Raw genomic sequence first — 19446 nt, 5'->3', positions numbered from 1 at the left:
GCATGCCCGGAAGACCTGTGGGGCTGCGCGTGCGAATCAATTCGCACCTACACGCCGGTCGTTCGTTTCCCGAAAATCACCTCGGTCGGGATGTTTTTGGTCTCGGGCGAGCTTAGGCGCGAGACACGGCTGCGGCGTTGCCAAAGCTGCCATGAAACGGCCTTTTTTACGGTCCGATTGGGGTAGTATACGGACAGCATGTCGCATCTTCGCGGGGTTGCGTGCCCGGCGCGCAGAAGCCGACCGATCAAGCCCCGATTCGCAAGGACCACCGACAGATCCCCGAGCACCCATGGCCCAAGACTCGCTTACCGCATGTCTGGAATGCGGTCTGCTTCAGCGCATCCCGGAGGTGCCGCCGGGCGGATCGGCGCAGTGCGTGCGCTGCGGCGGCACGATGCACCGCAATCGGCCCGATAGCCTGAACCGGACTCTGGCACTCACGATCGCCGGACTCGTTCTCTTCATCGTCGCCAACAGCTTCCCCTTTCTGTCCTTCGAAATGCAGGGCAGGGGGACTCAAACGACGTTGATCACGGGCGTGGTCGATCTCTATCAAGGCGGCAATTGGCCGATTGCAGCGGTAGTGCTCTTCACCAGCATCCTGGCGCCGGGTCTGCAGTTGGCGCTCTTGCTCATGGTCTTGGTCCCGCTGACGATGAACTGGATGCCTCGCTGGTTGCCGACGCTCTTTCGATGGGTTCGGACCCTGGTCCCGTGGGGGATGATGGATGTCTTTATGGTCGGAATCCTGGTGGCGGTGGTCAAGCTTGCGGACATGGCGTCGATTGTTCCGGGTGCCTCGCTCTTCGCGCTCGTCGCGCTCATCTTTGTACTGGCGGCCGCGCAAGCGGCCCTGGATCCGGATCTCGTCTGGTCGCGCGTGCCCATCACGGGTGATCGCGGGCGCCCGTTGCGCCATGGCGAGGACCACGTCTCCTGCGATGTCTGCGAGCTGGTGGTTCGGCCCTCCGAGGCGGTGCGCGACCGCGATCGTCTGCGCTGTCCGCGTTGCACAGACGTCCTGCACCGGCGCAAACCTCAAAGCCTACAGAGGACGTGGGCGTTGTTGATTGCGGCGATCGTTTGCTATATCCCGGCGAACGTCTTGCCGATCATGTCGGTGACGTCGCTCGGACGCAGCCAATCGGATACCATCTTTTCCGGGGTGTCGTTCATGCTGGATCACGGGATGTGGCCTCTGGCCCTTGTGATCTTTATTGCAAGCATCTTCGTTCCGCTCCTGAAGCTGTTGATCTTGATCTTCCTTCTCGTGTCGGTTCAACTGCGCTCCGCGTGGCGGCCGCGTGAGCGGACTCGCCTCTATCGTGTCGTCGAGACGATCGGACGCTGGTCCATGGTGGACGTCTATGTCGTCACCATCCTGGTCGCCTTGGTGCGGCTCGGGAACATCGCGAGCGTCCAGGCGGAGATCGGCGCCATCTTTTTTTGCGCGGTCGTGGTCTTGACCATGCTCGCGGCCATGTCGTTCGATCCCAGGTTGATCTGGGACGCGATGGAGCAGGGACATGTCGGAGATCGAGAACGGTTCGGGGCCACCCTTGCCGAGTCCCCTTGAGGGCGCGCCTGCGGCGATCGTCAAAGGTCGCAGCGGTGTTTCGCTCGTCTGGCTGATCCCGATCGTAGCCCTGTTGATCGGGGGTTGGCTTGCGGCCAAGACTTACGCCGAGCGGGGGCCGACGGTCAAGATCGAGTTCAGGACGGCGTCGGGGCTGGCCGCCGGTACGACCAAGGTCAAGTTCAAGGATGTCGACATCGGCCAGGTGACCTCCATCGACGTGAGTCCGGATCTGAAGAGCGTCATCGTCACCGCCGAGCTCAAGCATGGCTCGGAGGAGTTTCTGACCGAGAAGACGCGCTTCTGGGTCGAGCGCCCGCGGGTGACCGCCAGCGGCGTCTCGGGACTGGAAACCCTGCTGTCGGGCTCCTTCATCGCGATCGATCCGGTGCGCGACGGTAAGGAAGTGCTTCAGTTCAAGGGTCTTGAGGAGCCGCCGCTGTTTACGACCTCGGAGGCGGGGACACGATTCTCGTTGCGCTCGCCGACCTTGGGGTCGTTGAACGTCGGTGCTCCGGTCTATTACCGCCAGATTCAGGTCGGTCAGGTCGCGGGGTTCTCGCTCGACGACGACGGGGAGGCGGTCGACATCGACGTTTTTGTCTTCGCTCCGCATGATCGGTTGGTGTCGACGAGCACGCGTTTTTGGAACGCGAGCGGGATCGATTTTTCCTTGAGTGCGTCCGGTGTGAAGGTGGATACCGAATCGCTGATGTCAGTCGTAATCGGGGGGGTGGCCTTCGATACCCCGGACACCATCGATGCACCTGGCGACCCTCCGGGCGCCGATCATGTGTTTCCGCTCTACGAGAGCCGCGACAACGCCCATGAGAAGATCTATCTGCACAAAGAGCGCTATCTCCTCTTTTTCGAGGGTTCGGTGCGCGGTTTGACCGTCGGCGCACCCGTTATGCTGCGCGGGATCACGATCGGGAAGGTCCTCGATATCCAGCTCCAGCTCAGTGTGGAGGACCTGCAGTTTCACATCCCGGTCTTGATCGAGTTGGAGCCGGAACGGGTGGTGGTTCGCGGCGACCGCGGCGCGCTCGACAAGACGGGCATGATCAGGCAGTTGGTCGCCAAGGGCTTGCGGGCTCAGCTCAAGACGGGCAGCCTCATCACGGGCCAGCTCTATGTCGAGCTGGATTTCTACCCGGATGTTGCGCCCGAGGTGCTTGCGAAGCAGGGCGACTACGACGTCCTGCCGACGATCCCGGGCTCGCTCGAGGCGCTGACCAACAAGGTCACGGCGATCCTCGACCGGCTCGATGCCTTTCCATTCGATCGGATCGGAAAGGATTTGACCGACACGCTTGCCGGGGCGAGCGAGATCGTGAACTCGGCGGCGCTCAAACAAGGTATCGTGGAGCTTGAGCAGTCGCTGTCGGAGATCCGTGCACTGGCCGAGCAGCTCAACACCGGTATTGCACCCGAGCTGGCCGAGACCCTGCGTCAGACCACCGCGACCTTGCGGGGTGTCAGTCGGATGATCGAGGAGGGCTCGCCCATTTCCGTCGAGCTGCGACGCTCGCTCAACGAGGTCTCGGGTGCGGCGCGATCGCTGAAGGTCCTGACGGACTATCTGGAGCGTCACCCGGAAGCCCTGCTGAGGGGCAAAGGAGGAGGTCGATGAAGGTGCGTGGAATTTGGTTGGCCCTTGCGGTTGCGTTCGCCGTCCTGGTCACGACGGGCTGTGCGACCTCGCCGCCGTCGAGCTTCTATACCCTGACACCCATGCGTGCGATGCCCGATTCAGGCGGTGCGCCGAGCTCGGGGCTGAGCGTCGGGCTTGGCCCGGTCAACTTTCCTCAGTTTCTCGACCGACCCCAGATCGTGACGCGCGATGCCGGCAATCGCTTGGCCATCGACGAGTTCCATCGCTGGGGCGGGACCATCCAGGACGATTTCCTGCGGGTCTGGATCGAGAACATGTCCGCCTTGTTGGGCACGACCAGCGTTTTCGCCTTTCCCAACGAGGTCCGCTATCCGTTGGACTTCCGGGTCACGGCCGACGTGCTCGCATTCGAAGGGACCTCCGATGGATACGCCGTGCTGCGGGCGCGCTGGATCGTGCTCGAGCACCGCACGGATCAGGTTTTGCGCGTCGAGGAAACGCACTACCGTCGCCCGCTGGCCGAGCCGAAGGACGAGGGTGCACTCATCGCGGCGATGAGTGAGACGTTGGGCGATTTCAGCCGGGATGTTGCGGTCACGTTAAGGCAGCTCCCGAAGCCGAAGCCGCCGCCACCGGAAGGGCCGGAAGATCGGGACGGCGTGCTGCGTATTCCCTGATTCGCGGTTGGTGGGGGTTAGGCTGGGGTGAGGTGGTGAGCTTTGGATGGGGGCGACGCGGGGGATGGGTTTTGCTGCGCTCTCCCGATTCCAGTCCGGCGAAATCGGAGCTTGGAGGATGGGTTTCGCTGCGCTCTCCCGATTCCAATCCGGCGATGTCGGAGCTTGGAGGATGGGTTTCGCTGCGCTCTACCCATCCTACGACGGGGTTTGAGTTATGCGGGTCGAGGGCGTTCTTTGACTGCTGCTCCACATGACGGTTGTCTGCATTGATTGACCTCGACCGTGATGTGGAGCAGGCCGGTTATCTCGGAAAGCAGGCCGTGGTAGTGCTCCACGGGCCGCGGATGGTGAGTGACCAGCGACAGGATGCAAGCGCGTCCCGCCGGCGCGATCCGCCAGACGTGTAGATCCGCGACCTGGTTGTCGGAATCGGACTCGATGCGACGGCGTATCTCATGCTCGATCTCGCCGTTGTCACCTGCGTCCAACAGCACCTGGGCGCTCTCGCGCGCGAGCCCCCAGGCCCATCGGCCGATTAAGACGGCGCCGACGATACCCATCAGTGGGTCCATAAAGGCCCAGCCGTAGAGCAGGCCCAGCGCCAATGCGACCAGCGCCAAGACCGAGGTCAGGGCATCGGCGATCACATGAAGATAGGCCGCCTTCAGGTTGTGATCCCGGATATCGGCGAGCCCGTGATGATGGTCGTGCTCATGGAGATCGTGTGCATGGTCGTCGTGCGCATGATGGCGATCGTGTGCATGACCATGCCCGTGCGAATGATCATGCCCGTGTCCGGAGTGGCCCAATAACCAGGCGCTCAGCAGGTTCACGGCCAGACCGAAGACAGCGACGATCATCGCCTCCTCGTAGCGGATCTCGACCGGATCGATCAGACGGCTCAGTGACTCGAACATCATCCAAAGGGCGCCGGCGGCCAGCAGCAGTGCGCTCGTATAGCCCGCAAGCGAGGAGACCTTGCCGGTCCCGAAGGTGAAGCGTCGATCGGCGCCACGCTGCCGCGCGAAGGCATAGGCATATGCGGCGATACCGAGCGCCGCGGCGTGACTCCCCATGTGCCAGCCGTCAGCAAGCAGGGCCATCGAGCCGGTGATCCAGCCGGCCACCAACTCTACGCACATGGCCGCGAGGGTGAGACCGACGACCCAGCGCGTCCGACGCTCCGCATCTGCTTGGTCTGCGGTCGCGAAGTCGTGGCTATGACCCCAGTCGCTGATGTCGTGTGTGTGCATAGGCATCTCGTCTGTGATCGAAGCCGCTATCGAAACTGAACTGTTGGCAGTTAGCTGAGAACTGATAACCGAGAACTCATCGCCGACGACGGATGACGCCACCCCCTGCGTCAGGACTCCACCCGAGCCCCCTCGCCGATCCACTCATAGGTCTCGATCGTCGCCGGGTCGCATTTGCTGCACCCGGACACACATCCGACGGCGCCCGTGATGCGACGGACACGACCCTTTCGCTCCAAGATGTCGAGCATTCCGCGCAAGGCATCCGGGCTGGATTCGAAGCGATAGGCCAGGTCCATCAAGCCGACTCGGCGGTGCTGCTCGAGATAACCGGTGAGCTCCGAGAGGATCATGCCGCGTCTCCTGAGTTGATGTGGGGTCGAGTGCGTCGATCCGAACCGCTCGTCATGCACCCTCGCGGACGAGTCCGGTCTGCCGCGGGTCCCCGCGTTCTGCACTGATCCTCATCCCGATGATCACCGCGGCGAAGAGGGCCAGCATGCCGCCGATCCAGGCCGCGGAGCTGGTTGGATCTCGGGCGAAGATGGCACTCTGATAGAAGACGGTGGCGACGATATAGCCGAGTCCGGTCGTCCAGAGCACCGTGAAGACCGCCCAGCCCGGCGAGGTCTCGCGATAGATGGCCGCAATCGCCGCGACGCAGGGCGCATAGAGCAGGATGAAGAGCAGATAGGCGAAGGCGCCGGCGGCCCCGTCGAAGCGCGATGCCATGGCCCCGAAGGTACCTGTGGTGATCTCTTGCGATTCGGCCACGGCCGCCGTGTCGCTCAGATCGCCCACGTTCAAGCCCATCGGGTCCTCCCAACTGCCGAGTGCATCCGCGAGGTTTGCGGGAATCGTCGCCAAGGCGCCGAGTAGGCCGGCCTTCAGATCGAAGGGCGCCTCCTCTTCGGTCTCGCCGGCATCCGCGACCGCGAGGGCCGAGTAGGTCGCATCCAGGGTGCCGACCACGGCCTCCTTGGCCAAGATGCCGGTGAAGATGCCGACGGTGGCCGGCCAGTTCTCCGCGTCCAGACCCATCGGGGCGAAGGCGGGCGAGAGTGTGCGTCCGACCTCGGCGAGCACCGACTTGTCGCTGTTCTCGTTGCCGAAGGTGCCGTCCGTGCCGACACTGTTCATGACGTTGAGCACCAGCACCATGGGGACAATGACCTGCCCGGCGCGCACCACAAACCCTTTGGTGCGGTCGATCGTGCGTAAGGCGACGCCTTTGACGGTCGGCAGATGATAGGGCGGCAGCTCCATGATAAAGGGCGTGGCCTCCCCCTTGAGCAGGGTGCTTTTCATCACGAAGCCGGTCAGCACCGCGACCGCGATGCCGATGAGGTACAGCCCGAAGACGATGTTCTGACCGCCGACCGGAAAGAATGCGGCGGCGAAGAGCACATAGACCGGCAGACGCGCGCCGCAGGACATGAAGGGCGCCATCAGGACCGTGAGGGTCCGGTCGCGCTGGTTCTCCAAGGTCCGCGCGGCCATGATCGCCGGCACGTTGCAGCCGAAGCCGACCAGGAGTGGTACGAAGGATTTGCCCGGCAGGCCGACGGCGCGCATGAAGCGATCCATGACGAAGGCGGCGCGGGCCATGTAGCCCGAGTCCTCCAGGATCGACATGAAAATGTAGAGGAAGGCGATGATGGGGATGAATGTCGCCACCACCTGGATGCCTCCGCCGATGCCGTCGGCCAGCAACAGGACGAGCCACGCGGGTGCACCCAGAGCGGCGAGGACATGGGCCGTCCCGTCCACGAAGAGCGTGCCGGCGGCCTGGTCGAAGACGTCGATGAAGGCCCCGCCGATGTTGATGGTGAACATGAACATCAGATACATCACGACCAGGAAGATCGGGATGCCGAGCAGTCGGTTGAGCATGACCCGGTCGATGCGATCGGAGAGGTTGCGCGAGACCGCGCCGACCTGCGTGACCGTGGCTTGGGTCATGGCGTGCGCGAAGCTGTAGCGCGCATCGGCGATCAGGATGTCGAGATCATCGGCCTGATCGCCGAGCAGCGCCTGGACCTCGGCCGGCTTCACGTGGTCGCCCACCAGACGCTGTGCCAGATCGTCCCCCTCCAGCAGGCGGGCGGCAAGCCAGCGGGGCGAGTCGCCGTTCTCGCGTGCGATCGGCGCGACCCGCGGCAAGAGCGCGGCGATCGCCTTTTCGAGCAGCGGCTGATAGGGGATCTCGGCCTGCGGGATCGGATGGGTCGCCTGGCTTTCCAGCAGGACGCGCTTGAGATCTGCGATGCCTTCGCCGGTCGCCGCCGAGATTGGAACGACGGGGCAGCCCAGGCGCTTGGCGAGCGTCGCGACGTCGATCTTCATGCCCCGCTCCCGCGCGACGTCCATCATGTTGAGCGCGACGACCAGGGGGCGGCCCATCTCGATCAGCTGAGTCGTGAGATAGAGATTCCGCTCGAGGTTGGTCGCGTCCAGGATGTTCAGGACGAGATCGGCCTCGCGATCGTGAATGAAATCACGGGCAATGCGCTCGTCGAGCGAGAGATCATGGTCTGAGACATCCAGCGAGTAGGTGCCGGGCAGATCGACGAGGTGGACGATGGCCCCCTCGAAACGATAGCGGCCGATCTTGCGCTCCACGGTCACGCCCGGCCAGTTGCCGACGCGCTGACGCGATCCGGTCAAAGCGTTGAAGAGGGTCGTCTTGCCGCAGTTCGGGTTGCCGACCACGCCGACGGTCAAGGGTTTGCTCATGGTCTTGTTCCCTGTCGTGCGATCGATCTCGTCGACGGTCCTGCTCGGGAGGCTGCTCATGAGAGTGCCTCCACCAGCAAGGCGGCCGCCTCGTCCTTGCGCAGGCTGATCGAGCAGCCGCGTACCCGAATCTCCACGGGATCGCCGAGCGGTGCGACCCGGATCACCTGGATCTCCGCGCCGGGGGTCAGCCCCATCGAAAGGAGTTTGCGGCGATAGGCCGGCGCGCCGGCGTCAAAGCCTTGAACCCTGCCGTGATCGCCGGCCTGCATGTCTTTGAGGGTGGTCATGGGTGCTGATACATCGCGAGAGAATCGAAAGAGGTCGGTTTCCCGAGGGTCTGTGCCGGATGCGCCTTGTCAGGCAAGTGGCGCAACCAGGATCTTGGCCGCCATGCCGCCGCCGAGCGCGATGCGCGACTCGCCGCGGGCAACCAGAAGCCCGCCCCCCTGGCGTTGCACCACGCGGACCTCGGAGCCGACGTTCAGGCCGAGCTCCGTCAGACGCGTTGTCAAGCCTTTGCCGCCGTTCAGGGCGATGATTCGAAGGCAAGCCCCTTCATCGGCCATCATGAGCGGAAAGCCTTTCACGGGTGGGCCACCCGTCCTCTGTGGCTCCTGGCCGATGGGGCTTGACAGGCCGTGTTGACCGAACATCGTTGATTCTCCAAGTCAAAGGCCCCGGCCCGAAGGTCTCGCCGGGTCTCGAGGTCGGTACGGCGCTCGCAGGCAGCGAACGTCTGGATGAACCTATCGGGGATCGCGGAGAGCACTCGTCCGGCAGGTATCCTGTCTGATCGGAATGCTAGTCCAACACCGGTCTAATTGCAAATGATTCTCAACGCGAAGCAGTGTCGGCGCGATCGGCCGCTGTGATTCGCACATCATCCTATATCCCGAGCGGATTTTCCGGCGCTCGGTCTTGCCGAGAGGCCAGGGTGGGGCAAACGTCGGGCGATTCGGGTGCTGCGCAGAGGGTCGGGGGCGAGCGTGGCGAAGGTTAACCAGCGGGAGCGAAGCGATGAAGGTAGGCCCGGGGTCTGAGATAAGCAGAGCGAACCCCGGCTTGGCTAGGCGGAGCTGCCGGTGTTCGTTCGGCTCATCCCGACAGGGTTCGCCAGTTGTGATGTGACCCTCGGCAGACTTGCGATCCTCCACAAACCGGCCGATCTAAGGCAAAAGGTCTTTGAATCGCTTCGGATCCGGCCTCTGCGGATCCCGAACGCGGCGCGCGGGAACCGACGACATCGGATCAGAGCTCCAAAGATCGACGCGGGTCACACGCAGCCGGTCGGCTTCGGCAGCCCGCCCCATTTGCAGATCAGCTTCATGGGTCCCTTCTTGAAGATGTTGTAGAGGTCTTTGGTCGAGACCTTCTGCTTCTTGGCGAAGATGCGGATGGGCGGCACGACCCCGTCGGTCTCGTACATGGCCCGTGCCTCGCGGATGAAGTCCATCACTTGATCGGTCATCTCGAAGTCGTCTGCCTTGGCCAGCTCCATGGCAACCTCTTCGGTCCAGTCGTCGCGGTTGAGGAGGAAACCTTCATTGTCCAAGGGAACGCTCAGTGCTTCGGTCATGGGTACGGCTCCGGGGTGCTGTCTAGTGAGGATTGAGAACTCCAATAGATTGTGGTGGCGACGCGTATCGATACAAGACGTTCGTCACCCGCCCGTCCATCCGTTCGTCATCCCCCGCGACCGGTCTCGATTGCCTCCAGCACGCCGTCCCAGAACCTGATGCGGGCGCAGATCGCCTCTTCGGCGGCGGTTTCGGCCTCGTCGAGCCGTTTTGAATCGTCGCCGCAGAGTTGCTCGAGCAGTTGCATCGACAGGGGGCCATGAAAGTCCTCGTCGAGGTGGATATGGCGGTTCAAGTAGTGATGAAAGACGGGCGCCTGCGCATCGGTGATGCGCATCTGCTCGAGGAACTGCCGGAACATGCCGGGGATCAGCTTCTCGCGTCCGAGGGCGAGTGCGGCCGCGACCAGATGCGGCTTGTCCTCGCGGATGAAGCAGAAGGTGGTCTCGGAGAAATAGCGGGACGGCAGCGGGACCATCGGCGCGTAGAGTGCCTTGTCGACACCCTGCTCGGAGACCAGATCGAGGAAACGTCTCGGCATCTCGCCGTCGGCGCCGACCTCGTTCATGGCGCGGCAGTACAGCTCGAAATGGCTGGCGTACTCCACGCCGCCGCCCGCCAGCGGCAGGCTGTCGGACTCCTCTTCGAGAACCAACTGGTTGATGAAATAGCGCACACCCGCATCCCCATGCGGCATCCAGGGTACCGCAACGGGTGCGACGCGGGCCTGCAGGTACTTGATCAAGGACATGAAGTCCCAGACCGAGAAGATATGGTGGCTCATGAAGACCCGGAGGTCCTCGATGCGTTCGATGGCGCCGTAGATCGGATGTGCGTTGAGCTGTTCCTGCAACGGTCGGATGTGGTCCAGGTTCAGTGATGCCATGAGTCCCGTCCTCGTTATTTCAGTATTTCAGTCGACACTGAATCGACAATATAAGGCGTTGGGGCGAGAAATCTCCAGTCCACCGAGTGCACGGCGCTCGGTAATAAACCGAGGTCAAAAGGTCAGCGGTGCCTGATCGATGTCATCGCAGGCGAGGAATCTTCCGATTAGCCTCGACTTGGGCCGGGATGCGATCCCGGTGAGACGCATCGCGATGGAGTGGGCCAGGATGACAGGCGATCGGGTCGGACGGCGTTTCCCGCGATGACGGGCTCCGCGTACCTGCTCGCGTTCGTCGTCGGGCTTCTCAGTGCGATGCATTGTATCGGTATGTGCGGCGGGATCAGCGGTGCTTTGACCTACTCGCTGCCGCCCGAGACGCGCAACGATCGCAAACGGCTCGGTCTGTTCGTGCTGGCCTTCAACCTGGGGCGAATCGCCAGCTATGCCTTGGCCGGGGCTGTCTCGGGTGCATTCGGGGCCGCGCTGCTCGGTTCGGGCGCATCACCCTGGATCTTCGAAGGCGTGCGCTGGCTGGCCGCCGGAATCATGATCGGCATCGGGCTGTATATCGGGGGTTGGTTCCCCCGGTTCGCGACGATCGAGCGCATGGGCGTGCCCCTTTGGCGTCGACTCGAGCCGCTCGGCCGACGCCTCTTGCCGGTGACCACGTTACCCCGCTCGGTCCTGTTCGGCATGGTCTGGGGGTGGTTGCCTTGCGGGCTGGTCTACAGCATGCTTCTCAGTACGCCCGCGCAAGGCGGCGTCCTCGCCGGGGCACTGTACATGGCCCTGTTCGGAGCGGGAACCTTGCCGGTCTTGGCGTTGGGAGGTGTCTTCGCCGGTCAGCTCTATCGACTCGGTCAGAACCGACGTTTTCAGACGATGGCCGGCATCGGCGTGATCCTGCTCGGACTCTTGACCTTGAGCACAATCCAAACGATTTCGGACGTGGTGTTATGACGACTCTGATTGGCCAGTCTCCCGCCTTTACCCGACTTCGCAATGCCCTGTCGATGGTTGCCGCGACGGACGTGGGTGTCTTGCTGCTGGGCGAGCCCGGCACCGGAAAAGAGACCCTCGCCCGCGAGATCCACGCCTGCAGTGCCCGTCGTGATGGCAGATTCGGCGTGTTCGCCTGCACCGGGGCACCGCCCGGTGCGCTCGACCGCTGCGTGTCGGCGCTTGCGCAGGAGGGTCCTGCAACCCTCTATCTGGATGAGGTCGGCGAGCTGAACGCAGCGGATCAGGCGCGCCTGCTGCACCTCATCGTCGAGCAGGATGCGGCTCGCGACGGATCTCGCTCCGGCTCCGGGCTGCGGATCGTCGCAGCCTCGGCTTTGGACCTCGATCGGCTGGTCCAGCAAGGCGCGTTTCGGCGTGATCTCTATCTGCGGCTCTGCGTCGTTCCGCTGGAGGTGCCGCCCTTACGTGACCGGGCGCTCGATATCCCGGCGCTGACGCAGCACTTCATCGCGACGGCTGCCGGGCGACATCGGCTCGATCCGCCGCGGCTGAAATCCGGTGCGGAGCGCCTGCTGCGCCGTTACACATGGCCGGGCAATCTGCGTGAGCTTGCCAACCTGTGCGAGCGTCTCGTGATCCTCCTGCCCGGCACCGAGGTGGGTCCCGAGAACTTGCCCGGGGAGGTGGTGCGGGGGGCGCCGCAGTCGGAGACGGACATCGGTTTCTCGCTTCCGCCGCACGGGATCGACCTCAACGACCTGGAGGCGGAGCTGATCCGCCAAGCCCTCTCGTTGGCCGGCGGGAATAAGAGCCGGGCCGCGCGTCTGCTCGGGTTGAGCCGGGATACGCTGTTGTATCGGCTCCAAAAACACCTCATCGCAGGCTAAACCGCGTCCCCGAACGATCCGGCGATGTTGCGATGTAACAGGACGGTCGGAGCAGTTTCGGACAGTCGGCGCCGGACGCGGTTCAGTGCGGTTCAATGTAGGCGCTGACCGCTGCACCATTTTTCGAAGTAACGCTGCATCACCTCGCGGACATGCGTCGGGTAGTTCAGCGCCTCCATTTGTCCCATGCCCTCGCGGAAAAAATAGGGGGCATGTTCCGGAAGTTGCTCGCCGATGGCGTTGAACGCCTCTTCCATCAGGGCGGGCTGCTGGCTGCGCGTGGCGACAATCCCGCGATTGATCAGGAGAACGAGCCAGGGATCGGTCGGATCGCTCGGGTCCATGCCGTGGATGCGGTCCGCGCCGATGCCCTCTGCAATCTCGCCCATCAGGCCATAGAGCTCGGCCAGTTCCTCCGGTTGGCTCACGCGGTCTGCGAGTGCGGCCAAGGCATTGACGACGTCTTGCGGGTGTTGCAACTCGCCGCCTCGACGCAACATCCAGCAGGCGAAAGGGACCGCGAGGACCTCGACCGCTTGTGCCTGCGATTCGAGATTCAGGCGACGCGCGACCTCGCTGAGTTGGCGCAGCAGCCCGAGTCCATGCTCGAGTAACACGTCGGGTTCCGCGCCGGTGACCGGGCGCAACACTTGTGCCGGCTCGCCGCGCGGCTCGGCCTCGCCGGCGCGCACGGCGTCGAGCAGGTGCGCAAGTCCATTCAGCGACACCTGTGGTGCGGGCTCGACCGCCTGCTCGGAGTCGTCGTAGACACGTTGGATCTCGTCGCCGAGTCGGGTGAGCTCGTCCGCGATATCGCTGAGGTCGACCTTCGGGAGCATGGTCTGATCATCCTGGCAACACTAAAGAAACCGAGGCCGGATCGACCGATCCGGCCGACGTCCTGGAGCGGCGTGGCGACGGGCCGTTGCAAGCGAGCTCCGACCCCCATACGTGGAAAATATAGCAAGAGAGACCATCCCCGTCTCGTGCGCGGCCTCTCGTTGACCGCAGGCATGCATCGGAGGGATCAGTTAGACTAGAGCGATGATCAAAAGCCCCGACCTACACAGCCATTCGACAGCCTCCGACGGCACGTTGACCCCCGGCGCGTTGATGCAACGTGCGTTTGCGTCCGGTGTACGGGTCATCGCTCTCACCGATCACGATACCACCGAGGGTCTGGCCGAGGCGCGAGCCGCGGCCGACGCGCTCGGTCTTCGGCTCGTCCCCGGGGTGGAGATCTCGGTGACGTGGGGCGGTCGCACCGTTCATATCGTGGGTCTCAATGTCGACCCCGAGAATGTCGCGCTTCAGGCGGGATTGAGCCGACTGCTCGCCTACCGAGGCTGGCGTGCCGAGGAGATCGGGCGCCGCCTGGACAAACAGGGGATCGCGGGTGCTTACGACGGCGCGAAGGCATTCTCGAACGGTCGTCTGATCGGACGAACCCATTTCGCTCGCTTCCTGGTCGCGCAAGGTCATGCGCTCGACCTGAGGGAGGTCTTCAGCCGCTATCTGGTCAAAGGCAAGCCCGGCCATGTCAGCGGCGATTGGGCGACGCTCGAGGAGTCGACACGTTGGATCACCGGCGCGGGCGGTCAGGCCGTCATCGCGCATCCGGCGCGGTACAAGCTCACACGCACCCGCCTCTTGAAGCTGCTCGGCGAGTTTCGCGAGTGTGGTGGAGTGGGTCTGGAGGTTGTCTCCGGGAGCCACAGCCGCGACGAGGTCTTCAATTTCGGTTGTCTCGCCCGCGACCAGCGCATGCTTGCCTCCGCCGGTTCCGACTATCACGGTCCCGATAACCCTTGGATCGATCTGGGACGTCTGCCCGCGCTGCCGCCGGCCTGTACGCCGATTTGGCACGACTGGCCAGAGCTCGACGAGGAACCGAGTCTGCGTCGAGTCGCGGCCGGTTGATCCCGGGCCATGGCTCAGTTCTTTCAGATCCATCCCGCGAATCCACAGACACGCCTGATCCGTCGCTCGGTCGAGATCGTCTTGGATGGCGGGGTCATCCTCTATCCGACGGACTCCTCATACGCGCTCGGCTGTCAGATCGGGGAGAAGTCCGCGATGGAGCGGATCCGCCGTATCCGCAAACTGGATGATAAGCACAACTTTACCCTGGTCTGCCGCGATCTGTCCGAGATCACGACCTATGCCAAGATCGACAACCAAGCGTTTCGCTTGCTGAAGACACTCACGCCCGGCCCCTATACCTTTATTCACGAAGCGACCAAGCAGGTCCCTCGGCGCTTGCTGCATCCCAAGCGCAAGGCGATCGGCATCCGGGTGCCGGACAACGAGATCTGTCGGGCACTGCTCGGCGAGCTCGACCAGCCGATTCTCAGCACCACGCTGATCATGCCGGGTGACGATCGACCCCTGACCGATCCGGAGGAGATGCGGGAGCTGCTCGACAAACAAGTCGATCTCATTATCGACGGGGGCTTTTGCGGTTTGGAGCCCACCACCGTCGTGGACATGACGGCGGAACCGCCGAGCCTCATGCGGCGCGGCAAGGGCGATGCGACCTTGTTTGAGGAATGAGCCGCGGTGAGGTCGCGCGGTGCGGCGAAAAACCCACGGGCGCTCGGTATATAATGCCGCGATGGAAGCCCTGAACCCCTACCAACTGCTCGCCGTTCTGCTCATCCCGGTGCTGTTCGCGATCACCGTCCACGAGGCCGCGCACGGCTGGGTCGCGAGCAAACTCGGCGATCGCACCGCTTTGATGCTCGGTCGCGTCACCTTCAACCCCATCAAGCATATCGATCCGATCGGAACCATCGTGGTCCCTCTCGCCACCTTTTTTTTGGTGGGATTCCTGTTCGGCTGGGCGAAGCCCGTGCCGGTCAACTGGCGCAACCTTCATCATCCCCGTCGCGACATGGCCCTGGTCGCCATCGCGGGTCCGGGCGCGAATCTTCTGATGGCGCTCTTCTGGGGCGGCATGATCAAGCTGGGTGTGCTGCTGTTGCCGGTCAGCCAATGGATTGCCCTGCCGATGGTGTACATGGGCGCTGCCGGAATCCTCATCAACGTGTTTCTGATGGTTCTGAATCTGATCCCTCTGCTGCCGCTCGACGGCGGGCGAGTGCTCAACGCCGTGCTTCCGCCGAAGGTTGCGCTGCAGTTCTCGCGACTGGAGCCCTTCGGACTGATTTTCCTGCTGGCGTTGCTGATTACCGGGCTCTTGGGTGCTGTCCTGCTTCCGATCGTGATCGGCACCGTGGGCTTGCTCCCGGGCTCGGCGATCGTGAGAGAGCTCTTCTTCGTCTGATTACGAGGCTGCCGAACCTTGACTTCCGTCTCCGCACACCACTCGCGCGTCCTCTCGGGGATGCGTCCCACGGGCCGTCTCCATCTGGGGCACTATCACGGTGTCCTGAAGAACTGGCTGGAGCTTCAGCACGAATACGAGTGTTTCTTCTTTGTGGCCGATTGGCACGCCTTGACGACGCACTACGAGGATCCCTCGATCATCCCGACGAGCACCCGCGAGATGGTGATCGACTGGTTGGCCGCCGGGATCAACCCGGGCTCGGCGACACTCTTCATCCAGTCGCGCGTTCCGGAGCACGCCGAGCTGCATCTGCTGCTGTCCATGATCACCCCGCTGGGCTGGCTGGAGCGGGTGCCGAGCTACAAGGACCAGCAGGAGAAGCTCAAGGAGCGGGATCTCGCGACCTACGGCTTCCTTGGCTATCCGCTGCTCCAGAGCGCGGACATCCTCATGTACAAGGCCGGGCAGGTCCCGGTCGGCGAGGATCAGGTCGCCCATGTCGAGTTGACGCGCGAGGTTGCGCGTCGCTTCAATCATATCTACGGTCGCGAGTCCGGCTTCGAGGAGAAGGCGGAAGAGGCCAAACGCAAGATGGGTAAGAAGAACGCCAAGCTCTTCGATCGGCTGCGGCGCAGCTATCAGGAGCAAGGCGATCAGGAAGCATTGAGCGTGGCCCATGCACTCTTGGAGGGTCAGGGCAACATCACCCTGGCCGATCGCGAGCGACTGCTCGGCTATCTCGAGGGCGGCGGGCGCGTCATCCTGCCCGAGCCCATGCCGCTGCTGACCAAGGCGTCGAAGATGCCGGGTCTGGACGGGCAGAAGATGTCCAAGTCCTACGGCAACACCATTGCCCTGCGCGACGATCCCGCCGATGTCGAGAAGGCGCTGCGGACCATGCCGACCGATCCGGCACGGGTGCGTCGGACCGATCCGGGCGATCCGGAAAAGTGCCCGGTCTGGCAGTTCCACCAGGTCTATTCGAACGATCACGTGCGCGACTGGGCGCAGCAGGGCTGCCGCTCCGCCGGCATCGGCTGTCTGGAATGCAAGCAGCCCGTGATCGACGGGGTGCTCGCCGAGCTGATGCCGATGCAGCAACGCGCCCGGGAATACGCGGCCCAGCCGGAGCTGCTGCGCAACGTCATCAACGACGGTTGCGAGCGCGCACGCGATGTCGCCCACGAGACGCTCGAAGAGGTTCGGCACGCGATGTCGCTGGTGATGAGCTAAACCGCACTTGGCGTTCAGGCGTTGGTTCGAGGTGTTCTCGGCGTCGCCGCCCTCGGTCGGCAACGCCAGGGCGCGGTTTAGAACACTCAATGCTTAGGGATTCGCATATGGCGGACGAGGGGGCCGACCGGCAGCCGCCGCCGGGGCAACAGCAGGAGATGCCGCTCGCGGTGGCGCCCTTTGCCATGGTGCGGGGCTTGCCGTTCCTGACGTTGCCCGTGGATCTCTACATCCCGCCGGATGCGCTCGAGATCTTTCTGGACGCCTTCGAGGGGCCACTGGATCTGCTGCTCTATCTGATCAAACGGCAGAATCTCGACATCCTCGATATCCCGATCGCGGCCATCACCGCTCAGTACATCGAATACGTCGACCTCATGACCGAGCTGCGCTTGGAGCTTGCGGCGGAATATTTGGTCATGGCCGCGATGTTGGCCGAGATCAAATCCCGGATGCTCCTGCCGCGTGTGCAGGTCGCGGAGGAGGAGGGCGAGGACCCGCGCGCCGAGCTGGTGCGTCGGCTCCAGGAGTACGAGCGGTTCAAGCAGGCGGCGCAGGATCTGGATGCACTTCCCAGGCTCGAGCGCGACGTCTTTGCCGTCCGCGTCGAGGTGCCGCCCGGCCATGTTCAGCGCGTCCCGCCGGATGTCGATTTCCGAGAACTGCTTCTCGCCATGCGCGAGGTGATGGCCCGGGCGGACCTTTTCACGCGCCACCGCGTCGAGCGTGAGTCCTTGTCGCTGCGCGAGCGAATGTCCTGGGTGCTCGAGCGATTGAGCGACGGTGGATTTGTCGTCTTCACGGACCTCTTCGACGTCACCGAGGGGCGCCAAGGCGTCGTCGTGAGCTTTCTCGCCCTCTTGGAGCTGATCAAGGCGGCGACCTTGGAGCTGGTCCAGACCGAGCCGTTCGCGCCCATCCATGTGCGCCTGCGCGAGTCTGCGGCGGGTGAAGTTCTCGACGAGGCGGAAGGTGCTTAAACAGATCGTCGAGGCCGCGCTGGTCGCCGCGGGCGGGCCACTGACCCTGGACCAGCTTCTTGCGCTCTTTCTGGACGATGAACGTCCGTCGCGCGCAGATGTGCTCGCGGCCATCGCCGCGCTGCAGGAGGACTATGCCGAGCGCGGTCTGGAGATCGTCGAGGTCGCCGGCGGCTGGCGCGTCCAGGTGCGCGCGAGCATCGCACCTTGGGTCGCACGTCTCTGGGACGAGCGACCGCCGCGCTACTCGCGCGCCCTGCTCGAAACACTCTCGCTGATTGCCTATCGCCAACCGATCACGCGCGGCGAGATCGAGGACATCCGCGGGGTCGCCGTGAGCACCCAAATCGTGAAGACCCTGACCGAGCGCGAATGGATCCGGGTGGTCGGCCATCGCGATGTCCCGGGTCGGCCGGCGCTCTTCGCCACCACGCGCAAGTTCCTGGATTATTTCGGCCTTCGCTCCCTCAACGAACTGCCGACCCTCGCCGAGATCCGCGCCCCGGACTTCCTGATCGACGAGGAGTTGACGCTCGAGGAGCCGATCCGGGACGGCGCGGACAAAAAGCCCCGAGACGACGCTGGTGTATGATCTCTGCGAGGCACCCACACCCAGTCGTAGGATGGGTAGAGCACAGCGAAACCCATCCTCCAACCCGAGAACCTTCATGAAAACCGACCGACGCTTGCCCCCATCCCCGCCGCAGCCTCCCGCAGAGGAGCCCGTGCGCCTGCAAAAGGCCCTTGCCGACGCGGGCCTGGGCTCGCGGCGCACCATCGAGGGCTGGATCAGTGAGGGTCGGATTCGGGTCAACGGCGATCTCGCCAAGCTCGGCGATCGGGTCACCAGCCGAGATCGGATCCGCGTCGACGGGCAAGACGTCAAGCTCAAGGGGCGGCGAGAGAAGCTTCCGCAAGTCATCGCCTACCACAAGCCCGAAGGCGAGCTGGTCACGCGGCGCGATCCCGAGGAGCGCCCGACGGTGTTTCGTCGTCTGCCCAAACCCAAAGAGGGCCGCTGGATCGCGGTCGGCCGGCTCGACATCAACACCTCCGGACTTATCCTCTTCACCACCGACGGCGAGCTTGCCAACCGGCTCATGCATCCTTCCCGCGAAGTCGAGCGCGAGTACGCCGTGCGCATCCTCGGCGATGTCCCCGAGGGAACGCTCGAGCGACTCGCCGCCGGCATCGAGCTGGAAGACGGGCTCGCCAAGTTCGATGCGGTCACCGAGCGCGGCGGCACGGGTGCGAATCGTTGGTTTCATGTTGTCTTGCGCGAGGGTCGCAATCGCGAGGTGCGTCGGCTCTGGGAGGCCGCCGGCTGCCAGGTGAGTCGCCTGATCCGCATCCGCTACGGCAACATCGAGCTTGGTCGGCGTCTCTATACCGGGAACTGGCGACCCTTGTCCGAGGACGAGCAAAAGACCTTGATGGCGCAGGCCGGTCTGACACCGCCGGTCCCCAAACGCCGGCAGGTCCGCCCCGGAGCGAAACCCTGGCAGTCCAAACCGAGCAACGAGTCTCCGTTCGCACGCGGTCCCAAGTGGGGTCGGCCGCGGGGCGATCGCTGAGCCGGATCGCAAGTCGAGCGACCTGTCCGGTGCGGCGGATTCAGGCTTGATCGGATTCCGATATCTTTACGAGGAGTGAGTCATGGTCACTGCAATCATTCTCATCAATGTCGCGCGCGACAAGATCAACGATATCGCCGACGAGCTGGCCGGCATGAGCGCAATCTCCGAGGTCTTCTCGGTCAGCG

General features: G+C 63.8%; 20 protein-coding genes. 12 read left to right on the top strand and 8 right to left on the bottom strand.

All coding sequences use genetic code 11. The features are described from left to right. Positions 1 to 292: 292 nt before the first annotated feature. From GPT33_RS05100 to GPT33_RS05090, 3 genes are read left to right on the top strand one after another with little or no spacing between them, the layout of a single operon-like run. Positions 293 to 1579: a paraquat-inducible protein A gene (locus GPT33_RS05100; protein ID WP_296806240.1), complete on the top strand. Its 1287-nt coding sequence runs from the start codon at positions 293 to 295 to the stop codon at positions 1577 to 1579. Next, complete coding sequence (locus GPT33_RS05095) at positions 1530 to 3212, top strand: MlaD family protein (protein WP_296806239.1); 1683 nt, start codon at positions 1530 to 1532, stop codon at positions 3210 to 3212. The genes GPT33_RS05100 and GPT33_RS05095 overlap by 50 nt, the downstream gene beginning before the upstream one ends. After that, positions 3209 to 3871, top strand: coding sequence for a PqiC family protein (locus tag GPT33_RS05090; RefSeq protein WP_296806238.1), 663 nt, complete (start codon positions 3209 to 3211; stop codon positions 3869 to 3871). The genes GPT33_RS05095 and GPT33_RS05090 overlap by 4 nt, the downstream gene beginning before the upstream one ends. Before the next feature lie 215 nt (positions 3872 to 4086). Here the strand turns inward: GPT33_RS05090 and dmeF are convergent, their stop codons facing one another. From dmeF to GPT33_RS05055, 7 genes are all read right to left on the bottom strand, one after another. Then, a complete protein-coding gene (dmeF, locus tag GPT33_RS05085) occupies positions 4087 to 5127 on the bottom strand; it encodes a CDF family Co(II)/Ni(II) efflux transporter DmeF (RefSeq protein ID WP_296806237.1) in 1041 nt (346 codons plus the stop codon). Positions 5128 to 5237: 110 nt separating this feature from the next. Further along, positions 5238 to 5480: a FeoC-like transcriptional regulator gene (locus GPT33_RS05080; protein ID WP_296806236.1), complete on the bottom strand. Its 243-nt coding sequence runs from the start codon at positions 5478 to 5480 to the stop codon at positions 5238 to 5240. A 52-nt stretch (positions 5481 to 5532) separates the two neighbouring features. Continuing rightward, the gene (feoB, locus tag GPT33_RS05075; protein ID WP_296806249.1) at positions 5533 to 7863 is read right to left on the bottom strand and encodes a Fe(2+) transporter permease subunit FeoB; all 2331 of its coding nucleotides are present in this window, start codon (positions 7861 to 7863) and stop codon (positions 5533 to 5535) included. Between the two features lie 56 nt (positions 7864 to 7919). Further along, positions 7920 to 8153, bottom strand: a complete 234-nt coding sequence (locus tag GPT33_RS05070; RefSeq protein WP_296806235.1) for a FeoA family protein — start codon at positions 8151 to 8153, stop codon at positions 7920 to 7922. Between the two features lie 69 nt (positions 8154 to 8222). Then, positions 8223 to 8453, bottom strand: a complete 231-nt coding sequence (locus GPT33_RS05065; RefSeq protein WP_296806234.1) for a FeoA family protein — start codon at positions 8451 to 8453, stop codon at positions 8223 to 8225. A 686-nt stretch (positions 8454 to 9139) separates the two neighbouring features. Next, positions 9140 to 9442 (bottom strand): TusE/DsrC/DsvC family sulfur relay protein, encoded by a 303-nt coding sequence (locus tag GPT33_RS05060; RefSeq protein WP_296806233.1) that lies wholly within the window; start codon positions 9440 to 9442, stop codon positions 9140 to 9142. A gap of 107 nt (positions 9443 to 9549) precedes the next feature. Next, on the bottom strand, positions 9550 to 10329 hold the full coding sequence (locus GPT33_RS05055; protein ID WP_296806232.1) for a DUF3050 domain-containing protein: 780 nt from the start codon (positions 10327 to 10329) through the stop codon (positions 9550 to 9552). Positions 10330 to 10593: 264 nt separating this feature from the next. On the opposite strand from GPT33_RS05055, the gene GPT33_RS05050 reads away from it, so the two are divergent. Together GPT33_RS05050 and GPT33_RS05045 are read left to right on the top strand one after the other, a co-directional pair. After that, complete coding sequence (locus GPT33_RS05050) at positions 10594 to 11292, top strand: sulfite exporter TauE/SafE family protein (protein ID WP_296806231.1); 699 nt, start codon at positions 10594 to 10596, stop codon at positions 11290 to 11292. Beyond that, entirely contained in the window at positions 11289 to 12182 is an 894-nt protein-coding gene (locus tag GPT33_RS05045; protein ID WP_296806230.1) for a sigma 54-interacting transcriptional regulator, read from the top strand. The genes GPT33_RS05050 and GPT33_RS05045 overlap by 4 nt, the downstream gene beginning before the upstream one ends. A gap of 92 nt (positions 12183 to 12274) precedes the next feature. On the opposite strand, the gene GPT33_RS05040 is transcribed toward GPT33_RS05045, so the two are convergent. Beyond that, on the bottom strand, positions 12275 to 13021 hold the full coding sequence (locus tag GPT33_RS05040; protein ID WP_296806229.1) for a hypothetical protein: 747 nt from the start codon (positions 13019 to 13021) through the stop codon (positions 12275 to 12277). Between the two features lie 205 nt (positions 13022 to 13226). Here GPT33_RS05040 and GPT33_RS05035 point away from each other — a divergent pair, with 205 nt between their 5' ends. The 7 genes from GPT33_RS05035 to rluB all read left to right on the top strand — a co-directional run bounded on the left by GPT33_RS05035 (position 13227) and on the right by rluB (position 19258). Then, complete coding sequence (locus GPT33_RS05035; RefSeq protein WP_296806228.1) at positions 13227 to 14102, top strand: PHP domain-containing protein; 876 nt, start codon at positions 13227 to 13229, stop codon at positions 14100 to 14102. Positions 14103 to 14111: 9 nt separating this feature from the next. Further along, positions 14112 to 14735 carry an L-threonylcarbamoyladenylate synthase gene (locus GPT33_RS05030; RefSeq protein ID WP_296806227.1) on the top strand — a complete coding sequence of 208 codons (624 nt, stop codon included), beginning with the start codon at positions 14112 to 14114 and terminating at the stop codon, positions 14733 to 14735. Between the two features lie 61 nt (positions 14736 to 14796). Next, positions 14797 to 15468 (top strand): site-2 protease family protein, encoded by a 672-nt coding sequence (locus GPT33_RS05025; RefSeq protein WP_296806226.1) that lies wholly within the window; start codon positions 14797 to 14799, stop codon positions 15466 to 15468. Positions 15469 to 15486: 18 nt separating this feature from the next. Continuing rightward, positions 15487 to 16704: a tryptophan--tRNA ligase gene (locus tag GPT33_RS05020; RefSeq protein WP_296806225.1), complete on the top strand. Its 1218-nt coding sequence runs from the start codon at positions 15487 to 15489 to the stop codon at positions 16702 to 16704. A 158-nt stretch (positions 16705 to 16862) separates the two neighbouring features. Further along, positions 16863 to 17684 carry a ScpA family protein gene (locus GPT33_RS05015; protein ID WP_296806248.1) on the top strand — a complete coding sequence of 274 codons (822 nt, stop codon included), beginning with the start codon at positions 16863 to 16865 and terminating at the stop codon, positions 17682 to 17684. Continuing rightward, positions 17626 to 18276, top strand: coding sequence for an SMC-Scp complex subunit ScpB (scpB, locus tag GPT33_RS05010; RefSeq protein ID WP_296806224.1), 651 nt, complete (start codon positions 17626 to 17628; stop codon positions 18274 to 18276). The genes GPT33_RS05015 and scpB overlap by 59 nt, the downstream gene beginning before the upstream one ends. Positions 18277 to 18352: 76 nt before the next feature. Further along, positions 18353 to 19258, top strand: coding sequence for a 23S rRNA pseudouridine(2605) synthase RluB (rluB, locus tag GPT33_RS05005; RefSeq protein ID WP_296806223.1), 906 nt, complete (start codon positions 18353 to 18355; stop codon positions 19256 to 19258). Positions 19259 to 19446: the final 188 nt, after the last annotated feature.

It is taken from the genome of Thiocapsa sp., from assembly GCF_011390875.1.
Taxonomy (GTDB): Bacteria; Pseudomonadota; Gammaproteobacteria; order Chromatiales; family Chromatiaceae; genus Thiocapsa.
This window is presented reverse-complemented; position numbering and strand designations above follow the sequence as displayed.